The organism is Psychrobacter sp. AOP7-B1-24, assembly GCF_052376215.1.
GTDB lineage: Bacteria > Pseudomonadota > Gammaproteobacteria > Pseudomonadales > Moraxellaceae > Psychrobacter.
Genome location: NZ_JBQSVL010000008.1, coordinates 67,539 through 86,736, shown reverse-complemented (window position 1 = coordinate 86,736; position 19,198 = coordinate 67,539). Strand labels below are relative to the sequence as shown.

Annotated in this window: 13 protein-coding genes; 10 read left to right on the top strand and 3 right to left on the bottom strand. The window is 42.1% G+C overall.

Translation table 11 applies throughout. The features are described 5' to 3' along the window. Positions 1–204 precede the first annotated feature (204 nt). Positions 205–1,092 carry a hypothetical protein gene (locus ACT3QP_RS03285; RefSeq protein WP_444524460.1) on the top strand — a complete coding sequence of 296 codons (888 nt, stop codon included), beginning with the start codon at positions 205–207 and terminating at the stop codon, positions 1,090–1,092. Between the two features lie 355 nt (positions 1,093–1,447). On the opposite strand, the gene ACT3QP_RS03280 is transcribed toward ACT3QP_RS03285, so the two are convergent. Further along, positions 1,448–4,351: a heavy metal translocating P-type ATPase gene (locus ACT3QP_RS03280; protein ID WP_444524459.1), complete on the bottom strand. Its 2,904-nt coding sequence runs from the start codon at positions 4,349–4,351 to the stop codon at positions 1,448–1,450. A 431-nt stretch (positions 4,352–4,782) separates the two neighbouring features. Here ACT3QP_RS03280 and mrcB point away from each other — a divergent pair, with 431 nt between their 5' ends. The 6 genes from mrcB (at position 4,783) to purH (ending at position 13,059) form a co-directional block, all read left to right on the top strand. Continuing rightward, on the top strand, positions 4,783–7,257 hold the full coding sequence (mrcB, locus tag ACT3QP_RS03275) for a penicillin-binding protein 1B (protein ID WP_444524458.1): 2,475 nt from the start codon (positions 4,783–4,785) through the stop codon (positions 7,255–7,257). A gap of 32 nt (positions 7,258–7,289) precedes the next feature. After that, positions 7,290–8,096 carry a tetratricopeptide repeat protein gene (locus ACT3QP_RS03270; RefSeq protein ID WP_444524457.1) on the top strand — a complete coding sequence of 269 codons (807 nt, stop codon included), beginning with the start codon at positions 7,290–7,292 and terminating at the stop codon, positions 8,094–8,096. A gap of 133 nt (positions 8,097–8,229) precedes the next feature. Next, positions 8,230–9,156, top strand: coding sequence for a 50S ribosomal protein L11 methyltransferase (gene prmA / locus ACT3QP_RS03265; protein ID WP_444524456.1), 927 nt, complete (start codon positions 8,230–8,232; stop codon positions 9,154–9,156). A gap of 181 nt (positions 9,157–9,337) precedes the next feature. Further along, a complete protein-coding gene (locus ACT3QP_RS03260) occupies positions 9,338–10,465 on the top strand; it encodes a DUF3426 domain-containing protein (RefSeq protein ID WP_444524455.1) in 1,128 nt (375 codons plus the stop codon). 494 nt (positions 10,466–10,959) lie between these two features. Next, entirely contained in the window at positions 10,960–11,325 is a 366-nt protein-coding gene (locus ACT3QP_RS03255; protein WP_444524454.1) for a helix-turn-helix domain-containing protein, read from the top strand. A 153-nt stretch (positions 11,326–11,478) separates the two neighbouring features. Further along, positions 11,479–13,059: a bifunctional phosphoribosylaminoimidazolecarboxamide formyltransferase/IMP cyclohydrolase gene (purH, locus tag ACT3QP_RS03250; RefSeq protein WP_444524453.1), complete on the top strand. Its 1,581-nt coding sequence runs from the start codon at positions 11,479–11,481 to the stop codon at positions 13,057–13,059. Between the two features lie 111 nt (positions 13,060–13,170). On the opposite strand, the gene ACT3QP_RS03245 is transcribed toward purH, so the two are convergent. Continuing rightward, positions 13,171–15,045: a SurA N-terminal domain-containing protein gene (locus ACT3QP_RS03245; RefSeq protein ID WP_444524452.1), complete on the bottom strand. Its 1,875-nt coding sequence runs from the start codon at positions 15,043–15,045 to the stop codon at positions 13,171–13,173. 377 nt (positions 15,046–15,422) lie between these two features. Continuing rightward, positions 15,423–15,695, bottom strand: a complete 273-nt coding sequence (locus ACT3QP_RS03240) for an HU family DNA-binding protein (protein WP_045445077.1) — start codon at positions 15,693–15,695, stop codon at positions 15,423–15,425. A gap of 539 nt (positions 15,696–16,234) precedes the next feature. Between ACT3QP_RS03240 and ACT3QP_RS03235 the strand changes: the two genes are divergently transcribed. The 3 genes from ACT3QP_RS03235 (at position 16,235) to ACT3QP_RS03225 (ending at position 19,188) form a co-directional block, all read left to right on the top strand. Continuing rightward, positions 16,235–16,879 carry a hypothetical protein gene (locus ACT3QP_RS03235; RefSeq protein WP_444524451.1) on the top strand — a complete coding sequence of 215 codons (645 nt, stop codon included), beginning with the start codon at positions 16,235–16,237 and terminating at the stop codon, positions 16,877–16,879. Positions 16,880–17,455: 576 nt separating this feature from the next. Next, complete coding sequence (locus ACT3QP_RS03230; protein WP_192518433.1) at positions 17,456–17,965, top strand: Rrf2 family transcriptional regulator; 510 nt, start codon at positions 17,456–17,458, stop codon at positions 17,963–17,965. After that, positions 17,962–19,188 carry an IscS subfamily cysteine desulfurase gene (locus ACT3QP_RS03225; RefSeq protein ID WP_192518432.1) on the top strand — a complete coding sequence of 409 codons (1,227 nt, stop codon included), beginning with the start codon at positions 17,962–17,964 and terminating at the stop codon, positions 19,186–19,188. Before ACT3QP_RS03230 ends, ACT3QP_RS03225 begins: the two co-directional genes overlap by 4 nt. Positions 19,189–19,198: the final 10 nt, after the last annotated feature.

The following is a 19,198-nucleotide window of genomic DNA, read 5'->3' as shown; positions in this document are numbered from 1 at the left end:
ACTGGCTTATGGAAAGAGAATGACTGGGTCTTTATTTATAGCGATGCTGATGTTGGTTTTATTCATTCAAGCAATTTAAGGTAATATTCTTCGCCAAGATGCAAACCTATTTTTACGTTTATCGACCACAAAGCGTTTTACTTTTTAAGACAATAAGCAAGCTAACGCCAATATATATTTTGATATCAATAAAGGTAAAACACCATGCGATTACTATCCTTTAAAGCAGTCACATTAGTGGTTATCGTGGCGATTGTTTTTATCTTGTTTCAATACATATCGCAAGAAAACAAATCTATATCCACACCACAAAACGTCACTCTTCACTTTGGTCAGCAAGGCGTTGAAGACTTTAACACTTATACTGGTGGCGATGTAGACATCCAACCTGCTGGAATGAGCTTTTTTGATTTGTTTTGGACGCCTCCTGATCTAGGGTCCGTCAATATTGCTCATGAGAATCATACCTTAAGGATAGACAACGCATTTTCTGTATTAGGAAGCTCTAAAAACAATAACGTCAGTAAAGGTATTGTAGGTATAGATATTGATTCTAGCTTAAACAAAGCAGAATTTGTGGAACCAAAAGAAGCTTACTCAGCCTATAAGGAGCTACTAACACAGATTAATCAACAAGGTTGGCGACAATACTATACGAACGCAGAACCTCGTATCTCAGAACTAGATAACTTAAAGTTCATTAATGAGCACCGCGAAGTTATTGACCCAAGTTATATCTTAACTTACGAGGAATGGGTGGACATATTTAAAAATGATGCTCATAAAGATCTAAATTTCAACTTATATCTTGATGGTATCATTTTATGGATATGGCTTAGAAAAGCAGATGAAAACGAAAAAAAAGAAGAGCAGTATATGTTGAGTTTTTCTTTCGAAACGGCTGGATATGTTGATCGCAACGTTTTAGAAAATGGCTTTGAGTTGAATGGATCTGCGCTAAAAACAGCTCACGAAAAAAATGTAGAGGAAGATTTAGGTATTAGATATACAATAGAGTCTGAATTAATTGAAGAAGGCTATCGTATTAACGAAAACTATCAAACCCCTAATTTTTGGGAGTATATGCAATAGCTTCAATCTATCTATTCACTTTAGATCAATAAATAAAGGCCCATGAGAGCCGATGACCGATCACAGAACCGAACAAATATACTCACAACTCAACGTTGGTGATGCTCAAGTTAGTTCAGCGATCACCCACTTAACTTGAGTTGCTACTGCAAGTAAACTATGAAAAACTTAATACTAATACTATCAGTGCTCTTGCTCGGTTGCGATACCACCGAATCTATAGATAAAAAACTGAATACCTATCATTGATTTAAATGTTGCCAAATTCCTAGTACTTAACCTCCTAACACCTAATCGCCTAGCACTCAATCTATTGGTACTTATCAATCACAGAGCACCTTGCTTCAAGTCATCCCTAAGCGCGCTTCAAACGCAATGCATTTAAGACCACAAACAATGAGCTGAGTGACATACCAATAGCAGCGAGCCATGGTGGCACGTAGCCCAAAGCGGCTGGTATGAGAACGATACTGTTATAAGCAATGGCCCAGCGGAAGTTTTGCTTGATGATACGCTCTGTTTTATCAGCGATACGTTTGGCCGCAGTAATCGCCTCAATGTGACCATTTAAAATAATACTATCACTAGATACTTGTGCTAAATCTGCCGCGCCAGCAATTGAGGTGGAGACATCTGCCGCTGCCAATACTGGTGCATCATTGATACCGTCACCGACCATCAGTACGACCGCGTCTTTAGATTGCAAGCTTTGAATATGATTGACTTTATCAGCTGGCGATAGACCATTATAAGCAGATTGCATACCCAAACCTTCAGCCATGACTAATGCTTGTGGACTTGGGTCACCGGTCAGCATCACAGACTCAATGCCTAGCGCTTTCAGTGCATCAATCATCGACTTAGCACTATCACGCACTTTATCATTAAAATAAAAGCATGCCAGCGCCTGCCAGTTTTCTGAATCATAATTTTGACAAGACAAAACTACCGCTGAACTAGCACGCTGTGCTACTAAATCAATAGTTATACTATTATTTACACTAGCATCATTGGTATTGTCTAAGGCAAAATCCACATGACCAATTCGATATGACATACCATCAATTGTCGCTTCTACCCCACCCGCTGGATAATGCTGTAATGCTTGCGTGGCTGGCAGGTGCAATTGATAAGCCGCCGTGAGCAATGCGTGGGCAATGGGATGGCGACTACCCACTTCTAGAGCAGCAGCGATGGCTAATATCTTATCTTTTTGATCAGATAATGCTAAACCTTCTGTCTCTTTTTGATTTAAAAAATCCGTTAACTCGATATTGAGTAAATTCGGCTTACCGTAAGTCAGCGTTCCTGTCTTGTCAAAAGCCACATGGGTTATTTCAGCAAGCGTTTGTAGTGTATGTCCACGTGTGGTCAAAAAACCATAGCTAGCGAGTCGATTGGTCGCTACCGTTAGCGCGATAGGCGTCGCTAAAGATAGCGCACAAGGACAAGTCGCGACCAATACGGCGACTGTCGCCCAAATGGCTTGGCTTGGATCAACGATATACCAACCGACAAACACTAAGACAGACAATACTAAAATCCGCGCCACGAACCAGCGTGCCAGCTTATCCGCTTGCTGCGCCAGTTTTGGTTTTTCACTCATGGCACGGTTCATAAGTCTGTCAATCAAGCCGATCTGACTGTCTTCTGGCAATGCGGTGACCAGCATCTCAAATGGCTGGCTGTCGTTTTGCGCACCGCCAACGATATAGTCGCCTTGAGATTTGATAATCAAGTCGCCCTCGCCTGTCAGCAAGCTTTGTGAAACTGTGGCAGTTGGACTGAGCAAAATACCATCACTGATAATCTCAGATCCAGCCTCTACCATGATAATGTCACCCACTTGCAAGCTGTGAGCGGTCACCATTTTTTTATCTTGTATACTATTTTTTTCTTCGACGCTGACGTCTGTTGTTGACTCTGGTTTTGATTCTAGCTTTGACTCTTTTTTTGATAAGGAGAAGCGTTGACTACGCGATTGCTGCCAATCTTCGGCGATACGTGCGGTTAGCTCATGAACATTATTATCTATGCGCTTCATAAAATTGGGCATAGCACTTGATAAATTCTGGTTACTTGCTACGTTACTTGTCATATTGATATTTAAATTATTGCCATTCAAATCAGTGCTATTAATAACAACACTTTCACTTTCGTTGCTAGCCGCTGTTTCATTGGGCAGGTTCTGCGAAATCTGTTGCAAGATACGCTCAGCCGCTTGCTTATCTTCCGCAATTTTTTGCACCAACACTGGTTCAACCACCACCAAATCATTGGCCATGGTCGCGGCTTTGAGGCGGGCATTATGCTCGATGTAACGCCCTGCCAATAAAAAGAAAATAAACATACTGACCGAATCATAATATGTCTCGCCTTGCCCAGTAATAGTGGCATAAAGACTGGCGCCAAAAGTCACAACCAGTGCGATACTGACGGGCACATCCATATTGACTTGACGGGCGCGAATCGCTGACCAAGCTGACGTAAAAAACGGTAATCCAGCATAAAAAAACACTGGCGTACTGACAAACAATGAGACCCAGCGCAAAAAATCACGCTGCAATATCAACATGTCGCTATATTCACCAAAATAAAGCGCCACCGCATACATCATCGCTTGCATCGAACCCAATGCAGCAATACCAAGGCGCAGCAGCATTTGATTGGTGTGCCGTGCCAGCATAGCCTCATGCGTGTCTTGACGATAAGGCTTAGCTTCATAGCCGATTTCATTGATAACCGCTAAAATACGACTAATTGGTAGCTTATCTTCGTTCCAAATCACCCGCATACGCTGATTGGTCAAATTGACCTGACATTTACTGATACCGTCCAACTCATCGAGACGTGACTCAATCAACCACGTACACGCTGCACAGCGCAGGTTGTTCACAGACAGCTCTGCCACCGACATGCCATCCTGCGCATACACAAACTGCTGCTTTATTTCATCATGATCATAAGCCTCAAGGCGTGTCATCTCTACTGGTAAGCTGGCCGTACGGCTGATCTCTGAGCGATCCAGATAATATTGCTCAAGCCCAGCCTCTACGATGCTCTGCGCTGCCAACTGACAGCCCATACAACACATCTCACGTGATTGACCCAATATATCGGCATAAAACGGCGGCTGCGGTACAGGATCACCGCAATGAAAACAATGGTCCTCGAGTGGTAGCACCAAACCTTCGGTAATCGAGCTATTTTCATGATGATGATTTTGGGTAGAGGCTGTTGATGCAGGGACACTAGACATAATCGCGCTTACTTCCTTTAGACAGGTTTGCTCGAACCATATTCACTTGCAGTAAATTCGCTTTTATATACATACTCATCATTAAAGATGCTCAAATCCTATGAAAGTATATAACAACAATAACAACTGATAATTCATAAAAAACACATCGTTGCAGCAATATTAAACTGCTATCGTAGATAACGATCTTATATGGCGCTCGTCATCTAAATTAAAAGCACTAAAAGCTTTAATACTAATATAAAGGTATCGATACGAAGATATTGATACAAGTGTTTTTATAGAGATTATACTACAAGCAAGTGCTGTGAGTGGCGTCACTACTCACAGTCTAATACTCATGAATGCCTGCTTCAGCGATGATAGATTGAAAAATTTGTCAATTTACGTCATTATGAAGCAGTTTTTTATACCAAAATGGTGCGACATCAGTGCAAAAATCAAATCCAAAGCTACCAAATACTAAATTATCACAGTCTTCTAAGGCTATGACAAATACGCTACCTTCAAAACAGCGTGGTTTAGTACTTAGTAGTCTCATATTAATTATTATTATCGTTGGTATGGTGCTGTTGGCACTATACTTGATTAAACTTGATCGCACCATTACCCAAAAATTTGAGGGTAAGCGCTGGGATATCCCTGCAAAAGTATACTCGCAGCCACTTGAATTATATCAAGGTGCAAATGTCGATACAGATACGATGAAGACGTGGCTAGAGCTGCTCAACTACCAGAGCAACAAAGCCTATGACCGTACTGGTACTTATCATAAAACTGGTAATACCTACTTTATCCATACGCGGGGCTTTACTTATAGCGCTAATGATGTGGATAAAGAGCAAGTCATCAAAATGACTATTAATGGTAATAAAATTGCATCTATCCAAAGCACGTTACCTGCCAAAAGTGGCATTATCCGCTTAGAGCCCGTTAATATCGGTGGTATTTACCCAGACAGCAATGAAGATCGTATGGTCGTCTCGTTAGAGGATGTGCCACAACCGCTTATCGATGCACTGATAGCCACTGAAGACCGTGCATTTTATGAGCACAAAGGTGTTTCTATACGTGGGATCGCACGTGCTGTCATAAACAACTTCTCTGGCGGCTCTCGTCAGGGCGGCTCAACGATTACTCAGCAGCTTATTAAAAACTTCTATCTCAATTCAGACCGTACGCTCAAACGCAAAGCCAACGAAGCGTTAATGGCTGTATTGCTTGAATTACATTATAGCAAAGACGAAATTCTACAAACCTATCTCAACGAGATTTACTTAGGTCAAAACGGTAAACGCTCTATTAATGGTTTTGGCTTGGCGTCACAGTTTTACTTTAACAAACCCCTTAAAGAGCTCAGCCTAGACCAACAAGCGCTGTTGGTAGGTATGGCAAAAGGCCCAAGTCTTTATAATCCACGCCGCAATCCAAACGACTCAAAAGAACGTCGTAATATTGTGCTTAACAACATGTTAACAGTGGGGTCACTGGCTCAAGAAGATTACGATGAAGCCATAGAGCAGCCGCTAGGTATCGCTGAAAAGGCAGTCGAAGGCAAGAGTCAATTCCCTGACTTTTTGGACATCGTTAAACGTGAGTTGAATGAAGTATACTATTCTGACGACCTCAAAAACGAAGGTCTGACGATCATCAGTACCTTGGATCCTATTGCCCAATTAGCAGCAGACAAAGCGGTGGATAAAAAACTGGGTGAGCTACGTGGTAAAAACAGTAAAACTAAAGACTTACAAGGTGCGCTCGTCAGTGCCAACCCTGAAACTGGTGAACTGGTATCTGTGGTAGGTAGTGGTAGTGAGTTTACTGGCTTTAACCGTGCTGTCGATGCCAAACGCCAAGTAGGCTCGATACTAAAACCTGTTATCTATATGACAGCACTCGAAAGTGGTCGCTATAACCTAGCAAGTCCAGTCGATGACTCCCCTATCACAGTCAACCTCGGTGATGGCTCTAAGTGGAATCCTAAAAACTACGACAACCGTGACCATGGCTATGTACCTCTGACAACAGCACTTTCACAATCATATAACCAAGCGGCGGTACATTTGGGTATGGAGTTCGGTGTCGATACCTTTGTCAAACAACTGCAGCGTATGGGCGTCAAAGAAGAAATCCCGCCTTACCCTTCGGCACTGCTAGGTTCTGTCAACCTTAGCCCAATGGATATGTTGGGTGTATACCAAGTCTTTGCCACAGGTGGCTTTCGTACACCTATTCATAGTATTCGTACTGTTATTGATGATCGCGGCAGTATCTTACAACGTACTGGTCTTAACACTCAGCGTAGCATTCCACCTGAAGCCAACTTCTTGACTAACTATGCATTACAGCAAGTGGTAGAAAGTGGTACGGCTAAACGCGCAAAATCGCTGGGTAGCAATTTACACTTAGCAGGCAAAACAGGTACCACAAACGACTTTCGTGATGCATGGTTTGCAGGCTACAGTGGTAACTATGTCAGCGTGGTCTGGGTGGGTCGTGATGATAACCAACCTATTGGTCTAAGCGGTGGTAGTGGCGCATTACCAGTTTGGATCGACTATATGGACCGTCTTAAGCTGACGCCTGTATCGCTACCAGAGCCTGAAGGGATTGAATGGTTATGGCTAGAGAACAACTCAGGAAAGCTGTCCAATGAACGCTGTGCTGATGCACGCTATTTACCAGTACTATCATCTCACTTGCCACAAGAAGCCAGTAGTTGTGCGATAGGCTTGTATCAACAAGATCGTGCGCGTGAACTGTCACAATGGCAAAACCAGCAAGGCGATAATGGCGGTTTTGGCAGCACCGAGGGTGAAGCTATTGATTCGGAAAACCAAGAAGGCAACGAGCAAGATGAAAACGATGCGGATACTTGGTTTGACCGTGCGGTTGAATGGTTCTAAAGTTGCTTTTACACATTACAGAAGGTCTCAACATGTTGTCAATTTCCAAACAAACTATGTCAGTTAAGCAAGCTGTTATTGGTTTTCCCAAAAAAACCACCCCAACCAATACAGTATTGATAACTGGTACGCTTATCAGCATGTTGAGCCTCAGCGCTTGTCAGACCGCACCCACGACGATGAATACCACACCGATTCAGACAGCGCCATCATCACAGATACCCGAGACACCTGCGGCAACTGTGACACCAACAACTGTCACTGAAGCGGATGACGATGGCCAATATGCCATTGAACCGGACATCTCATCTGAACAAACGAATCAGACAAACCCGTTGACGCAAGAAACTCCAATCTTCGTCCCATCCGATCCTATACCAACTCAACAACCTGACACCGTTATTATTATTCCTTCTCGTGAGGAATACGTCGTCCCTGAACCGTCTCTACCGTCACACAGCGAAATGTTGGAACGTGCTAGAAGTAACTCGCAGCAACGAGCGCAACAAGCTGCCTCTAATAATAGTAACCTACCAGCATTTCGGAGTTTAATGCAGACGGGGATCAGTCAGCTTAAAGCAAACCAGTTGACCAACGCTGAAAACAGCTTTACCCGTGCACAGCGCCTAGCACCCAAATCATCGGCTGTGTATTTCTATTTGGCACAAGTCGCATTGAAAAAAAACCAACCCCGTAAGGCAGAGGCTATGGCACGTCGTGGCCTTAGTGTGTCGCAAGACACCAGCCGTAGACGCGCACTATGGCAAATCATCTTGCAATCAGGACAAGCACAAGGCAATTCACGTGTGATTAGTGAGGCGAAACAAGCCTTGCGCTAATAACATAGTAGATCTAGCAGCATGTCTGAGTGAATAGGTTTCAAGTTTACAACCTATTCACTTTTTGTATTCTCTACATTCATAATTCATCCAAAATATATATTTATTTTTAATTTAGCTTAAGGTTATCGTTATGGCATGGCAACAACTACATTTACAATGTGAAAAAGCAAACGTCGATTTGGCTGAGGCATTGCTACTAGAAGCAGGTGCACTATCCATCGCCTTAGATGACGCTGGTGACCAACCTTTATTTGAACCATTACCAGGTGAGTCTCCATTATGGGATGAGGTCATACTTACAGGACTGTTTGATGCCACGACCGATGCTGGCAGTCGCCAAGCTGTCGAGAAATTAAGCCATGAAATCGCAGCACAAGTACAAGCCACTCGTATTTGGTTAAGTGCTGTCGATGACAAAGACTGGGAACGTGAATGGATGAACAACTATCATCCAATAGAATGTGCCAATAATCTATGGATTGTACCCAACTGGATAACACCACCCAATCCTGAAGCCACTAATATCATTATGGATCCAGGTTTGGCTTTTGGTACCGGCTATCATGCCACTACTCGCTTATGTCTAGATTGGTTAACGGAGCAAGAGATAAAAGATAAAGTGGTTATTGATTATGGCTGCGGCTCAGGGATTTTAGGTATCGCTGCTTTACTGTTAGGTGCACGTAAAGTTTATGCGGTTGATATCGACCCACAAGCGGTACTAGCTACCAATCAAAATGCAGCACGCAATCATGTCGATGATCGTTTGCAAGCTTTTTTACCAGAAGAGTTTACCGATTATTGCTCGCAAAATGATGTTATTCCAGTCGATATCATTGTAGCCAATATCTTAGCAAAACCCCTCATTGGCTTAGCACCTTACTTTGCTACTTTAATTGCACAAAAAGGTCGTATTGTTTTAGCAGGACTGATCGAGTCACAAACAGATGAAGTGACTGCTGCTTACCAACCTTACTTTGCGCTTGATGCAAAGCATGCTTTTACATCACAAGAAGACCAACATTGGCAACGTTTATCTGGTACATTTACAGGCTAGCAACATTTAATTACATCTGTTACGATAGAGGGCAGTCAGATATTATGTGTTTGATGCCACTCTATTCTTGCCCATGACTCGCAGCCTTTAAGAGCTTTTCAACAACTCTCTTAGCGTCATAGGCGACCTTTATTGAGTGGCGAATCGGTATTGATAACCATACTTTTTTGGATTCGACCCTATGACCACGCCCATAAAAACTCAGTGTCCTCATTGCAAAGCTTGCTTTAAAATACAACCAACCCAGTTAAATAAAGCAAACGCCACTGTAAGCTGCAATCAATGCCAACAGAGTTTTTTGGTAAACAAAAATCTTGTTGTGACGTCTGATACCACCACAGCACCTAATCAAGCAGACACCGTGAAAACTGATATTAATAATAAAAATGGCTCAAACGACTCTAAATCTTCACTCAATAAACAACGTCCAAAGAAACCTTCTTCTGATATATTAATCTATGACGACATGGATGCCTATGAGCCAGAAGAAACCCCTTTAGAGTATGATTCTTTAGAGAGTATGGATGCATGGCTAGATCAAATAAATAATGCATCTACCCCTTCGGCTAATGAACCCTCAAAGAGCGCATCTGACACTATCAATCAAAGCACCAGTTCAGTAGTATCAAATGATATTCATGCCAATGTTGATGAAAAGAACAACGACTTATGGCTCGAAAAACTGCTCAAAGACCAAAACAAACATGAAGACATGCCACAGGATGATACAGACCTGTCTCGACTATTGCTCGATATGGGTGTGCCTCTCAAAGATGAAGATAAAGCCCTTAACGAACGTAGAAGAAAAACACAGGAAAGCTTCATACCAACGCCGAAAAAACGTTCAGCAGCATCGCTATTGTGGATACTTGGATGCTTGGTATTGGCGCTACTACTTTTTGCACAGTATGTCATTTTCAACTTAGAAACCTTAGTAAAAAACCCTGCTTATGCTGAAAGGCTACAAGCAATATGTTCAGCAGCTGCTTGCAGTTTGCCGAATGCTGACATAAATGCTTGGACAATTACTAATACCACTCATAAATCCAGTCAAATAAAAAGGTCTGGAAAATTCAGCGATATTAGCGCTACATTAAGTAATCAAAGCGCAAATACACAGCTATATCCGAGTGTTAAAGTCAGTGTATATGGTGAAAATGAACTAATTGGTGAGTTTATCGCTGATCCAGGTGACTATTTATTAAGCAAACAAAGCCAACTGGCTGCAGAGAGTAGCCGCAATATACTTTTTACTGTGCCTGTTTCTAATGCAAAAATTCGTGACATTAGCGTAAGCCATGTATATTAGGGCCTATTTTTGGTTCAAACGATAGTCATCATCTAACTGGACTGAATGTGGCCAAAAATCGTCAAATAGTTGGTCGATATCTCGATATTACCTACGCTATCTTTCTCGTTTGATGACAGTTTTTTCCATTTTTGCAATGAGGACAAGCTCTATAGTCAGGGCAATTCAAAAGTAATACAGACAGCCAACTGTAGATTGTACGTTTAAGTATAGTCGATCCACTATAAAACAAACACAGCGATACTGGATGCATTTTGCGTCGCCTCTGTCTGCGCAGGCACAGCAAGCAAGGAAAATGTATGCCTATATCGCATGGTTACATTTGTATCTTTTTTATTTAGGACTGACTATAGGGTAACGCCATAATATTTTTATAGTGGCATGACTATACTGCAAAACTAACTGTCAATCTATCAGTGCCAAATGATATTAATTTGATATAATACCTCAATATCTTATGGTTTGATTCTCACCAATCCCAAGGACATTATCTTATGGCACCTCATGCACAGCATTATGCGCCTCATTTTGCTACAAGCTCTGAGCATCCTGCCGACTATAATAAAGAAAACCACCCTCATTATTCTCAGCACCGTCTTAGCAGCTCAGAAGATGGCTATGCGAACCATGCGCACGAGCCACTACGGGTGCATGTTGAACGCGTGGTACGGCAGTATTTTACGATGCTAGGCGATGAGATACCCACCGACTTATACGATCTAATCTTAAAACAAGTAGAAGAGCCACTGTTATCCGTTGTCCTTGAAAAAACTCGTGGCAATCAAACCAAATGTGCGCAAATCCTAGGTCTCAACCGCGGTACTTTACGCAAAAAACTCAAAACTTATGACTTAATGTAGCCCAAGCTCCATGAGTACACTTATCTTCACTGACCCTCATTATGCACGGCAATTTAATATTCGTGACATTATCTATCCTGATACTGTCTACAATAATTGTCTTGATCACCTTGCCAGACGTTTACGTCAGGCTTTTTTTATGGAAGTTTTTTTATGAGTACTACCCCACTTGCTCTATTATCGGTCTCCGATAAAACTAATATTGTTGAATTTGCTCAAGGCCTTATCAAAGCAGGTTTTGGCCTACTGTCTACTGGCGGGACTTATCGACTGCTCACAGAAAACAACGTCGCTGTCACCGAAGTCTCAGACTATACTGGTTTCCCTGAAATGATGGATGGTCGTGTAAAAACGCTACACCCTAAAATCCATGGTGGTATCTTAGGGCGCCGCGGTACAGACGATGCTGTCATGAGCGAACACGCCATTGAGCGCATTGATTTGGTGGTAGTAAATTTATATCCATTTGCTGAAACCATTGCTCGTGCTGATGTGACTATGAATGACGCTATCGAAAATATCGATATTGGCGGCCCTACTATGGTACGTTCGGCTGCAAAAAACCACGCCCATGTGGGTATCGTCACTGATCCAACAGATTACGATCGCATCCTGACTGCTTTAGGCGATAGCACCAAACTGACCTCTGCTCTACGCTATGACTTAGCAGTTAAAGCTTTCGAACATACAGCCCAATACGATGGCATGATTGCCAACTTCTTAGGTAGCCGTGTGAACGAAAACCAAGAACCAGAAAATTTCTCGCGTACATTCAATGTGCAGCTTGAGAAAGCACAAGACTTACGCTACGGCGAAAACCCACATCAAAACGCTGCTTTCTACATCGAAAACCAACCTCTAAAGAGCCAACAGGCTTCTATAGCGACTGCTAAGCAGCTACAAGGTAAAGCACTCTCTTATAACAATATCGCTGACACTGATGCAGCTCTTGAATGCGTTAAAGCTTTCAGCACTCCAGCTTGTGTCATCGTAAAACACGCCAACCCTTGTGGTGTCGCGGTTGACAATGACCAAGTAGTTGCCTATAACACTGCATTTAGCACCGATCCTGAGTCTTCATTTGGTGGTATTATCGCCTTCAACCGCCCATTAACACTTGCAGCGGCAAAAGCCATTATCGACAATCAATTTGTAGAAGTGATTATTGCGCCTAGTATCGAAGATGGTGTGCTCGAAGCAACTGCTGCTAAGAAAAACGTACGTGTATTGGTATGCGGTGAGCTACCAGCACCAAATCAACGTGACTCTCAACTTGACTATAAGCGCGTCAACGGCGGCTTACTAGTTCAAGAACAAGATCTTGGTTTAATTACGGCTAACGATTTAAAAATCGTCACAGACGTACAACCAACTGAAGCACAAATTGCTGATCTATTGTTCAGCTGGAATGTGGCCAAATACGTTAAATCTAACGCCATTGTCTATGCTAAAGGACAGCGCACGATCGGTGTGGGCGCAGGTCAGATGAGCCGCGTTAACTCAGCTCGTATCGCTGCTATAAAAGCAGAGCATGCTGGATTAGCGACTGAAGGCGCTGTGATGGCATCAGACGCTTTCTTCCCATTCCGTGATGGTATCGATAACGCTGCTGCAGTAGGCATCTCTGCTATCATCCAGCCAGGTGGCTCTATGCGTGACGACGAAACCATTGCTGCAGCAAATGAGCATGGTATCGCGATGGTCTTCACTGGTATGCGCCATTTCCGCCATTAAGAAACCAGAGTCCACGTCATACGCAATAAGACTGACGTGGATAGTACGAGCATAAAAAAGCCACTGTAGATATATCTACAGTGGCTTTTTTTGTACTTATCAATACTTAGCTTAACGCCCTTGCGCATTCGCTACATTGGCGTCATTGATCTCAACTTTATATACCAAACGTAGATAATCCAGATAATCTTGCAGTTGATCTTGACCCAAATTATCCCGAATAATAGTCGCCGTTTGCGCACGTTGGTCATCAGTCAATTGAGACTGCGGTTCTGTTTTAATACGATCACCAACCAGTAGAGTAGCACCTATTTCAGTCTCACTCGCGATAGCAACGACACCATTGTTAGCAGCTTGCTGACTAAACGCCAATCCGCGCTCTTTTTCTGTCAATAATGGTGTTTGACGATTTACTGTACCTAATGCCTGAAGTGCAACTGGTTGCTGACTAATATCAGCTGGAATCTTAATACCAGTGGCCAGTGCTTTGGCTTCTTTTAGTGCCAATGCTGTGGCTTTTTGCTGACGTAGTATCTGTGTCACTCTTGGCGTGGCAGCTTCTAAAGTCAGCGTCTTAGTAGGACGGTAGTTACTTGGTTGCACCCATACTGTTCCAGCACCTACTTCAATACCGGCAGTCACAGCCTGATCCTGAAGGGTAAATTCATCAAATGCTTGCTTAATCACTGCTGGTTGAGGCAATACTGAGCTATTATTCTCTTTACGATAATCTTTGATGCTTTTCAATGTCACGTTCTCTTGCTCAGCGATATCTTCGATACTAAATCCATCTGCTGCCATATCATTAATCGCTGTCACTTTATCCGCATACATCTCTTGACGCTTATACTCTGTCGCTTGAGCCGTTAACTCATCACGCATGCTTTCTAGCGTTGGTATGGCGCTACCATTATCTTCAGTAACCGTAAATATCTGATAACCAAAACTGGTCTTAACAGGAGTTGTCACATCGCCAACACTCAGTCCTTTTAAGGCATCTTCAACGGCTACTGCGTCATTACCAAATACCGAAGGGTTAAAGCGACCGATAGCACCACCTGTTTCTCCTGATGGGTCATCTGACTCTGATTTTGCTAAGGCGACAAAAGACTCTCCATTATCTAGACGAGTTTTAATCTGATCTGCTCTTGCTTTAGCATCATCACCGGTTAATAGAATTTGACTGATTTGACGCTCATCAACGATTGCTTGCTCTTGCTTGTAAGCCTCATATTGCTGCTGCAAATCTTCTGTCGTAATGTCAGTTACCTGAATAGTTTGAGGGCTGAGTTGCAGATAAGCCAAATCTACCATTGCCGCACTTTTGAGTGTCTCTTTATTGGCATCATAATAAGTTTGGATATCACCCTCACTTACGTTAACCTGATCCGTATAATCTTGCCAATTAAAACGGTACAACCAGATATTGCGCGACTCAAGCTGCAGGTCAATTAATTGACTGACCGCTTGCATGGGATATACTGCAGTACTAACGATACTGGCATTGAGCTGGTCCAGACTGAGCTGATTACGAAACTCAGCAAACAGTTGGTTCTTCGTCATATTGCGCTGACGCAAAAAGCTGGCAAATTGATCGTTAGAAAAGTTACCGTCAGCATCCTGAAAAACCTCTTCTTGACGCAATAAACGATTAATTGTGTCATCAGAGACGGTCATACCCAACTTGCCAGCTTGCTGCTCTAGTAGCGTACGATCAATCAGACCTTTTAATACCTGCTCATGCAACACATCTTCATTTAATAAGCTGGCATCATCAACTTGTTCTAATACCTCAGTACGACGGCTATTGACAGCAGACTGATATTGAGTCAGTCCTACGCTTGCATCACCTACCTGAGCAACTTGGTTAGGATCTACTCCGGCGCCCAAATAGCTTTCGATACCCAATAGAGCGAGCGGCGATAGGCATAAAATCAATAAAATGCGACCTGGCCAGGTTTTTAAAAAATCGCGCAACTTATCCATAGTTATCTCTGCTTTATTAACCTATATTGATGAAAAACCATTGTAATATTAATATGAAAATCAATGCTATTTAAACTGGCAATGGTAGGAACGCGTGCATTTGATATAAAAAACAAGGCGAATCAAAGTTACCTCATCTAAACAACGCATCTATCGCGCGCGCCCTATGATACGTGATTTTTGATGCAGACTCAAAATATTCACGCTGCATGCTACAAACTATCGCAATAAAAAAAGCACCTAGATATTAGGTGCTTTTTGACAATGTATATTATAGCTTAAAGCGATACGATACATCATCTATTATTTCACTATTTACAGACCTTACTTTGTCGTATATCACGTCATCATACAATGTCTGCTTATAATAAAACGGCTTAGTTCAAGCGCTCTTTTAAGTTTTTGCCAGCTTTGAAGCTTGGTACTTTGCTTGCTGGAATGCTAAGCTCTTCACCAGTCTTAGGGTTACGGCCAGTACGGGCTTTACGGTCTTTTACACTAAAAGTACCAAAACCAACTAATGAGATGCTATCGCCAGCTTCTAGCGCTTCACCAACACTTTCCATAACAGCATTCAATGCATCACCAGCTTGGGTTTTATTTAGACCACTTTTGTCTGCGATGCTATCGATTAATTCTGACTTATTCATAAAATTTCCTTCAAGTTTAAGGGGGATAATAAACGCTCACGCCAAGCATTTTAACGCTCTCATAGCATTTAAGCAATAAAAACCGCCTGATTAACGTACTAACAGGTCTCGCTTTGTTATCGTCTTTATATCAAGGCAGCATAAGGAGCGCAAGCGATTTTACATATTTTTGTCTACTGTACTACGTATTTGACACTCAATGTTACGCAAAGTATCTGCAATTGCTCTATCAATGCTTAATATTAGAGAGACTTGGTTGTCTTTGAAATAGCTGACTATATGCCGTCCTCTCGAGTCAAAGACTTAGCAGCTAATACTAATACATTATCAGTCATAAATACCAGTGTCTTTGTTGACTTGTAAATTGTAAAGTAATAACTTAAGCACTGACAGAAACTAGCGTTACTTTTTATTATAAAGACGTTACTATAGGCAAAATATCACTGCACATTGACAGTCGAACGATATATTTCAGATGTGTTGTGACGCTTGTTTATCTCTAATTTTTAATGCAATACATACAAAAACGGACTATCTACATGAAGCGTTCTACGTTGTCTCACTCTTTTTCTAATATCGTTCTGATGTTCACCGAGTCGGCGTTGACATTATTGTTACGTTTAGATCCTGAACTACGTAAAGCCGCTTATCCCCTTGCTAAGCAGGGTACTGTCGTCGCACTACGCTTATATTTACCTCATGCTGAAATTTTTGCTACTTTTAGTACCAAAGGCGTGTTATTAGATGCGCAGTTACCAGTGGGACGCAGTGAGCCTGATGTCGTCATCAATGCCTATAGTATCCAGGTCATCAATGCCATTACCACACACGACAGTGAAACCACTGAAAAATTACAAATGCGCGGGGAATCCGTGCAAGTACAGCTGGTTAAACAGTTCATTATGCAGCTCGGAGTTGCCAGCTTGATTCAAGGTTTGGTTAAGAAATTTAAAGGCGGCAAAGGTAAGTCTAAACCTACCGAAGCTGAAACCGAAGAAAAAAAGGAAAACTACAAATTACGTATTAAAGAACAACAAACCCAAATCAATACCCTAACCATGAAAAATCGTGAGCTTGAAACCACGACCAAAGAATTACAAAGCAAGCAAAAAACACTTATTATCGTAACCATCGCTGCACTTATTATCATGATTATCGCAATCACTGCATTATTGATTAGCTGATTTAGCTCACTTAACCCGACGCTATGGCTTTTTTATGAGTGAAACATGGTGCATATTCAGTCATCATATATTTGACTCACTATAAAAAAAATACAGCAACACTGGGTGCATTTTGCGTAGGCTTTGTTTCCGCAGTCATAGCAAGGAAGATGTATGCCAGTATCACATGGTTGTATGGGTGCCTCCTTTATTTAACATTGATAACAATGTTCAACCTACCTTTGATTCAGCCAATGGTCATTTAAATGGGTTGACCTTTACTACGCACAACCTGATTTCCACCCTCCTCTCCGACCATTGTTTTTATCAATCACCATTGTTTTTATCAATCATAGTAATAAGATTGATTAACCATTCAACCACATTTTAATCTTGACTAATTTACTCAGGATTAAGTATAATTACCTTAATCGTTGCACACATCGGGTTAACCATCTGTTGTTTAATAGCGATAAGACACAACTTAGCTATTCAGAATTTATATCAGCAACTTATACATTGATATAAGTTATGACAAATATCATTCCGCTAAGATCGTTGTTAAATAAAAATAATGTAAAAGTTTGGAGATAACACATGCGTTTGACTACTCGAGGCAGATATGCCGTTACTGCGTTACTAGATTTGGCATTACAAACTAGCCAACAAGAAAACGCAGTATCTTTATCTGATATCGCTCAACGGCAATCGATTTCTATCTCTTACCTTGAACAACTATTCTCCAAACTTCGCAAACGTGGACTTGTTACCAGTATTCGTGGTGCCGCAGGTGGTTACTATTTAGCCAAGCCATTACATGAAATAGATGTCATGAGCATCATATCAGCCGTCGATGAGTCAGTTAATGCGATGCAGTGTGAAGGACGCGGTGATTGTCAAGGTGGTACAATGTGCCTAACCCATGATTTGTGGTGTGCACTGTCCAATCATATCGAACAGTACTTGAATAATATAACATTAGCACAATTATTAGACATGGAAAATGTGCAGTCGGTCTCAGAACGCCAGCATAGCTCTACTAAAGAGATTTCCATAAAAGATATAAATACTATTACTCTATCGAACAGCGAGGCAAACCCAGCATGAGCCAACATAACAACCTTATATACTTAGATTATGCCGCCACTACACCAGTTGCTAAGTCAGTTGCTGCCAAAATGAGCGAGTATTTGACTGTAGATGGTGTCTTTGGCAACCCGGCCTCACGCTCGCATGGCTATGGCTGGCAAGCAGAAGAAGCAGTAGAAACGGCGCGTCAGCAAGTGGCTGAAGTTATCCATGCCGATCCACGCGAAATCGTTTTTACTTCAGGTGCAACTGAATCTGACAACCTAGCTATTAAAGGCGCTGCACACTTTTATCAGTCTCGTGGTAAGCACATCATCACCAGCAAAATTGAACATAAAGCAGTACTAGATACTTGCCGTGAGCTTGAGCAAGAAGGTTTTGAGATTACTTATCTTGAGCCACAGCCAAGCACTGGTCTTATTTTGCCAGAGCAAGTGAAAGCAGCATTACGCGATGATACCATTCTAGTGTCGTTGATGATGGTAAACAACGAGCTTGGTACAATTACTGATGTTGCCGCAATTGGTGAAATCACTCGTGAAGCTGGTGTCGTATTCCATGTCGATGGCGCACAATCTGTAGGCAAAATATCTGTTAATCTTGAAGAGATGAAAGTGGATTTAATGAGCTTTTCAGGCCATAAAGCATACGGCCCTAAAGGTATTGGCGCATTATTTGTTCGTCGCAAGCCACGTATTCGTTTGAAAGCAGAGCAACATGGTGGTGGTCATGAGCGTGGTATGCGTTCAGGTACTTTGCCAACGCATCAGATCGTTGGTTTAGGAGCAGCATTTGCTTTAGCCAATGAGCGCTATGAAGAAGACCATGCACACGCAGCTGAATTACGTCAACGACTTTGGGATGGCCTACAAGACATCGAAGAGATTTACTTGAATGGTGATCTTGAAAATAGCGTACCTAATATTGTAAATATCAGCTTCAACTTTGTTGAAGGTGAGTCGCTCATGATGTCACTTAAAGACCTCGCTGTATCTTCAGGATCAGCCTGTACATCAGCGACGCTTGAGCCATCATATGTACTACGTGCTATTGGTCGTCCAGACGAATTGGCACATAGCTCTATTCGCTTTAGCTTTGGCCGTTATACGACTGATGAAGACATCGATACTGTTATCAAACAGATGCACGAAGCCGTTGATAAATTACGTGCCTTATCACCACTTTGGGATATGTACCAAGAAGGTGTTGATTTAAATTCAGTGGAATGGGCTGAACACTAAAGCCACCGCA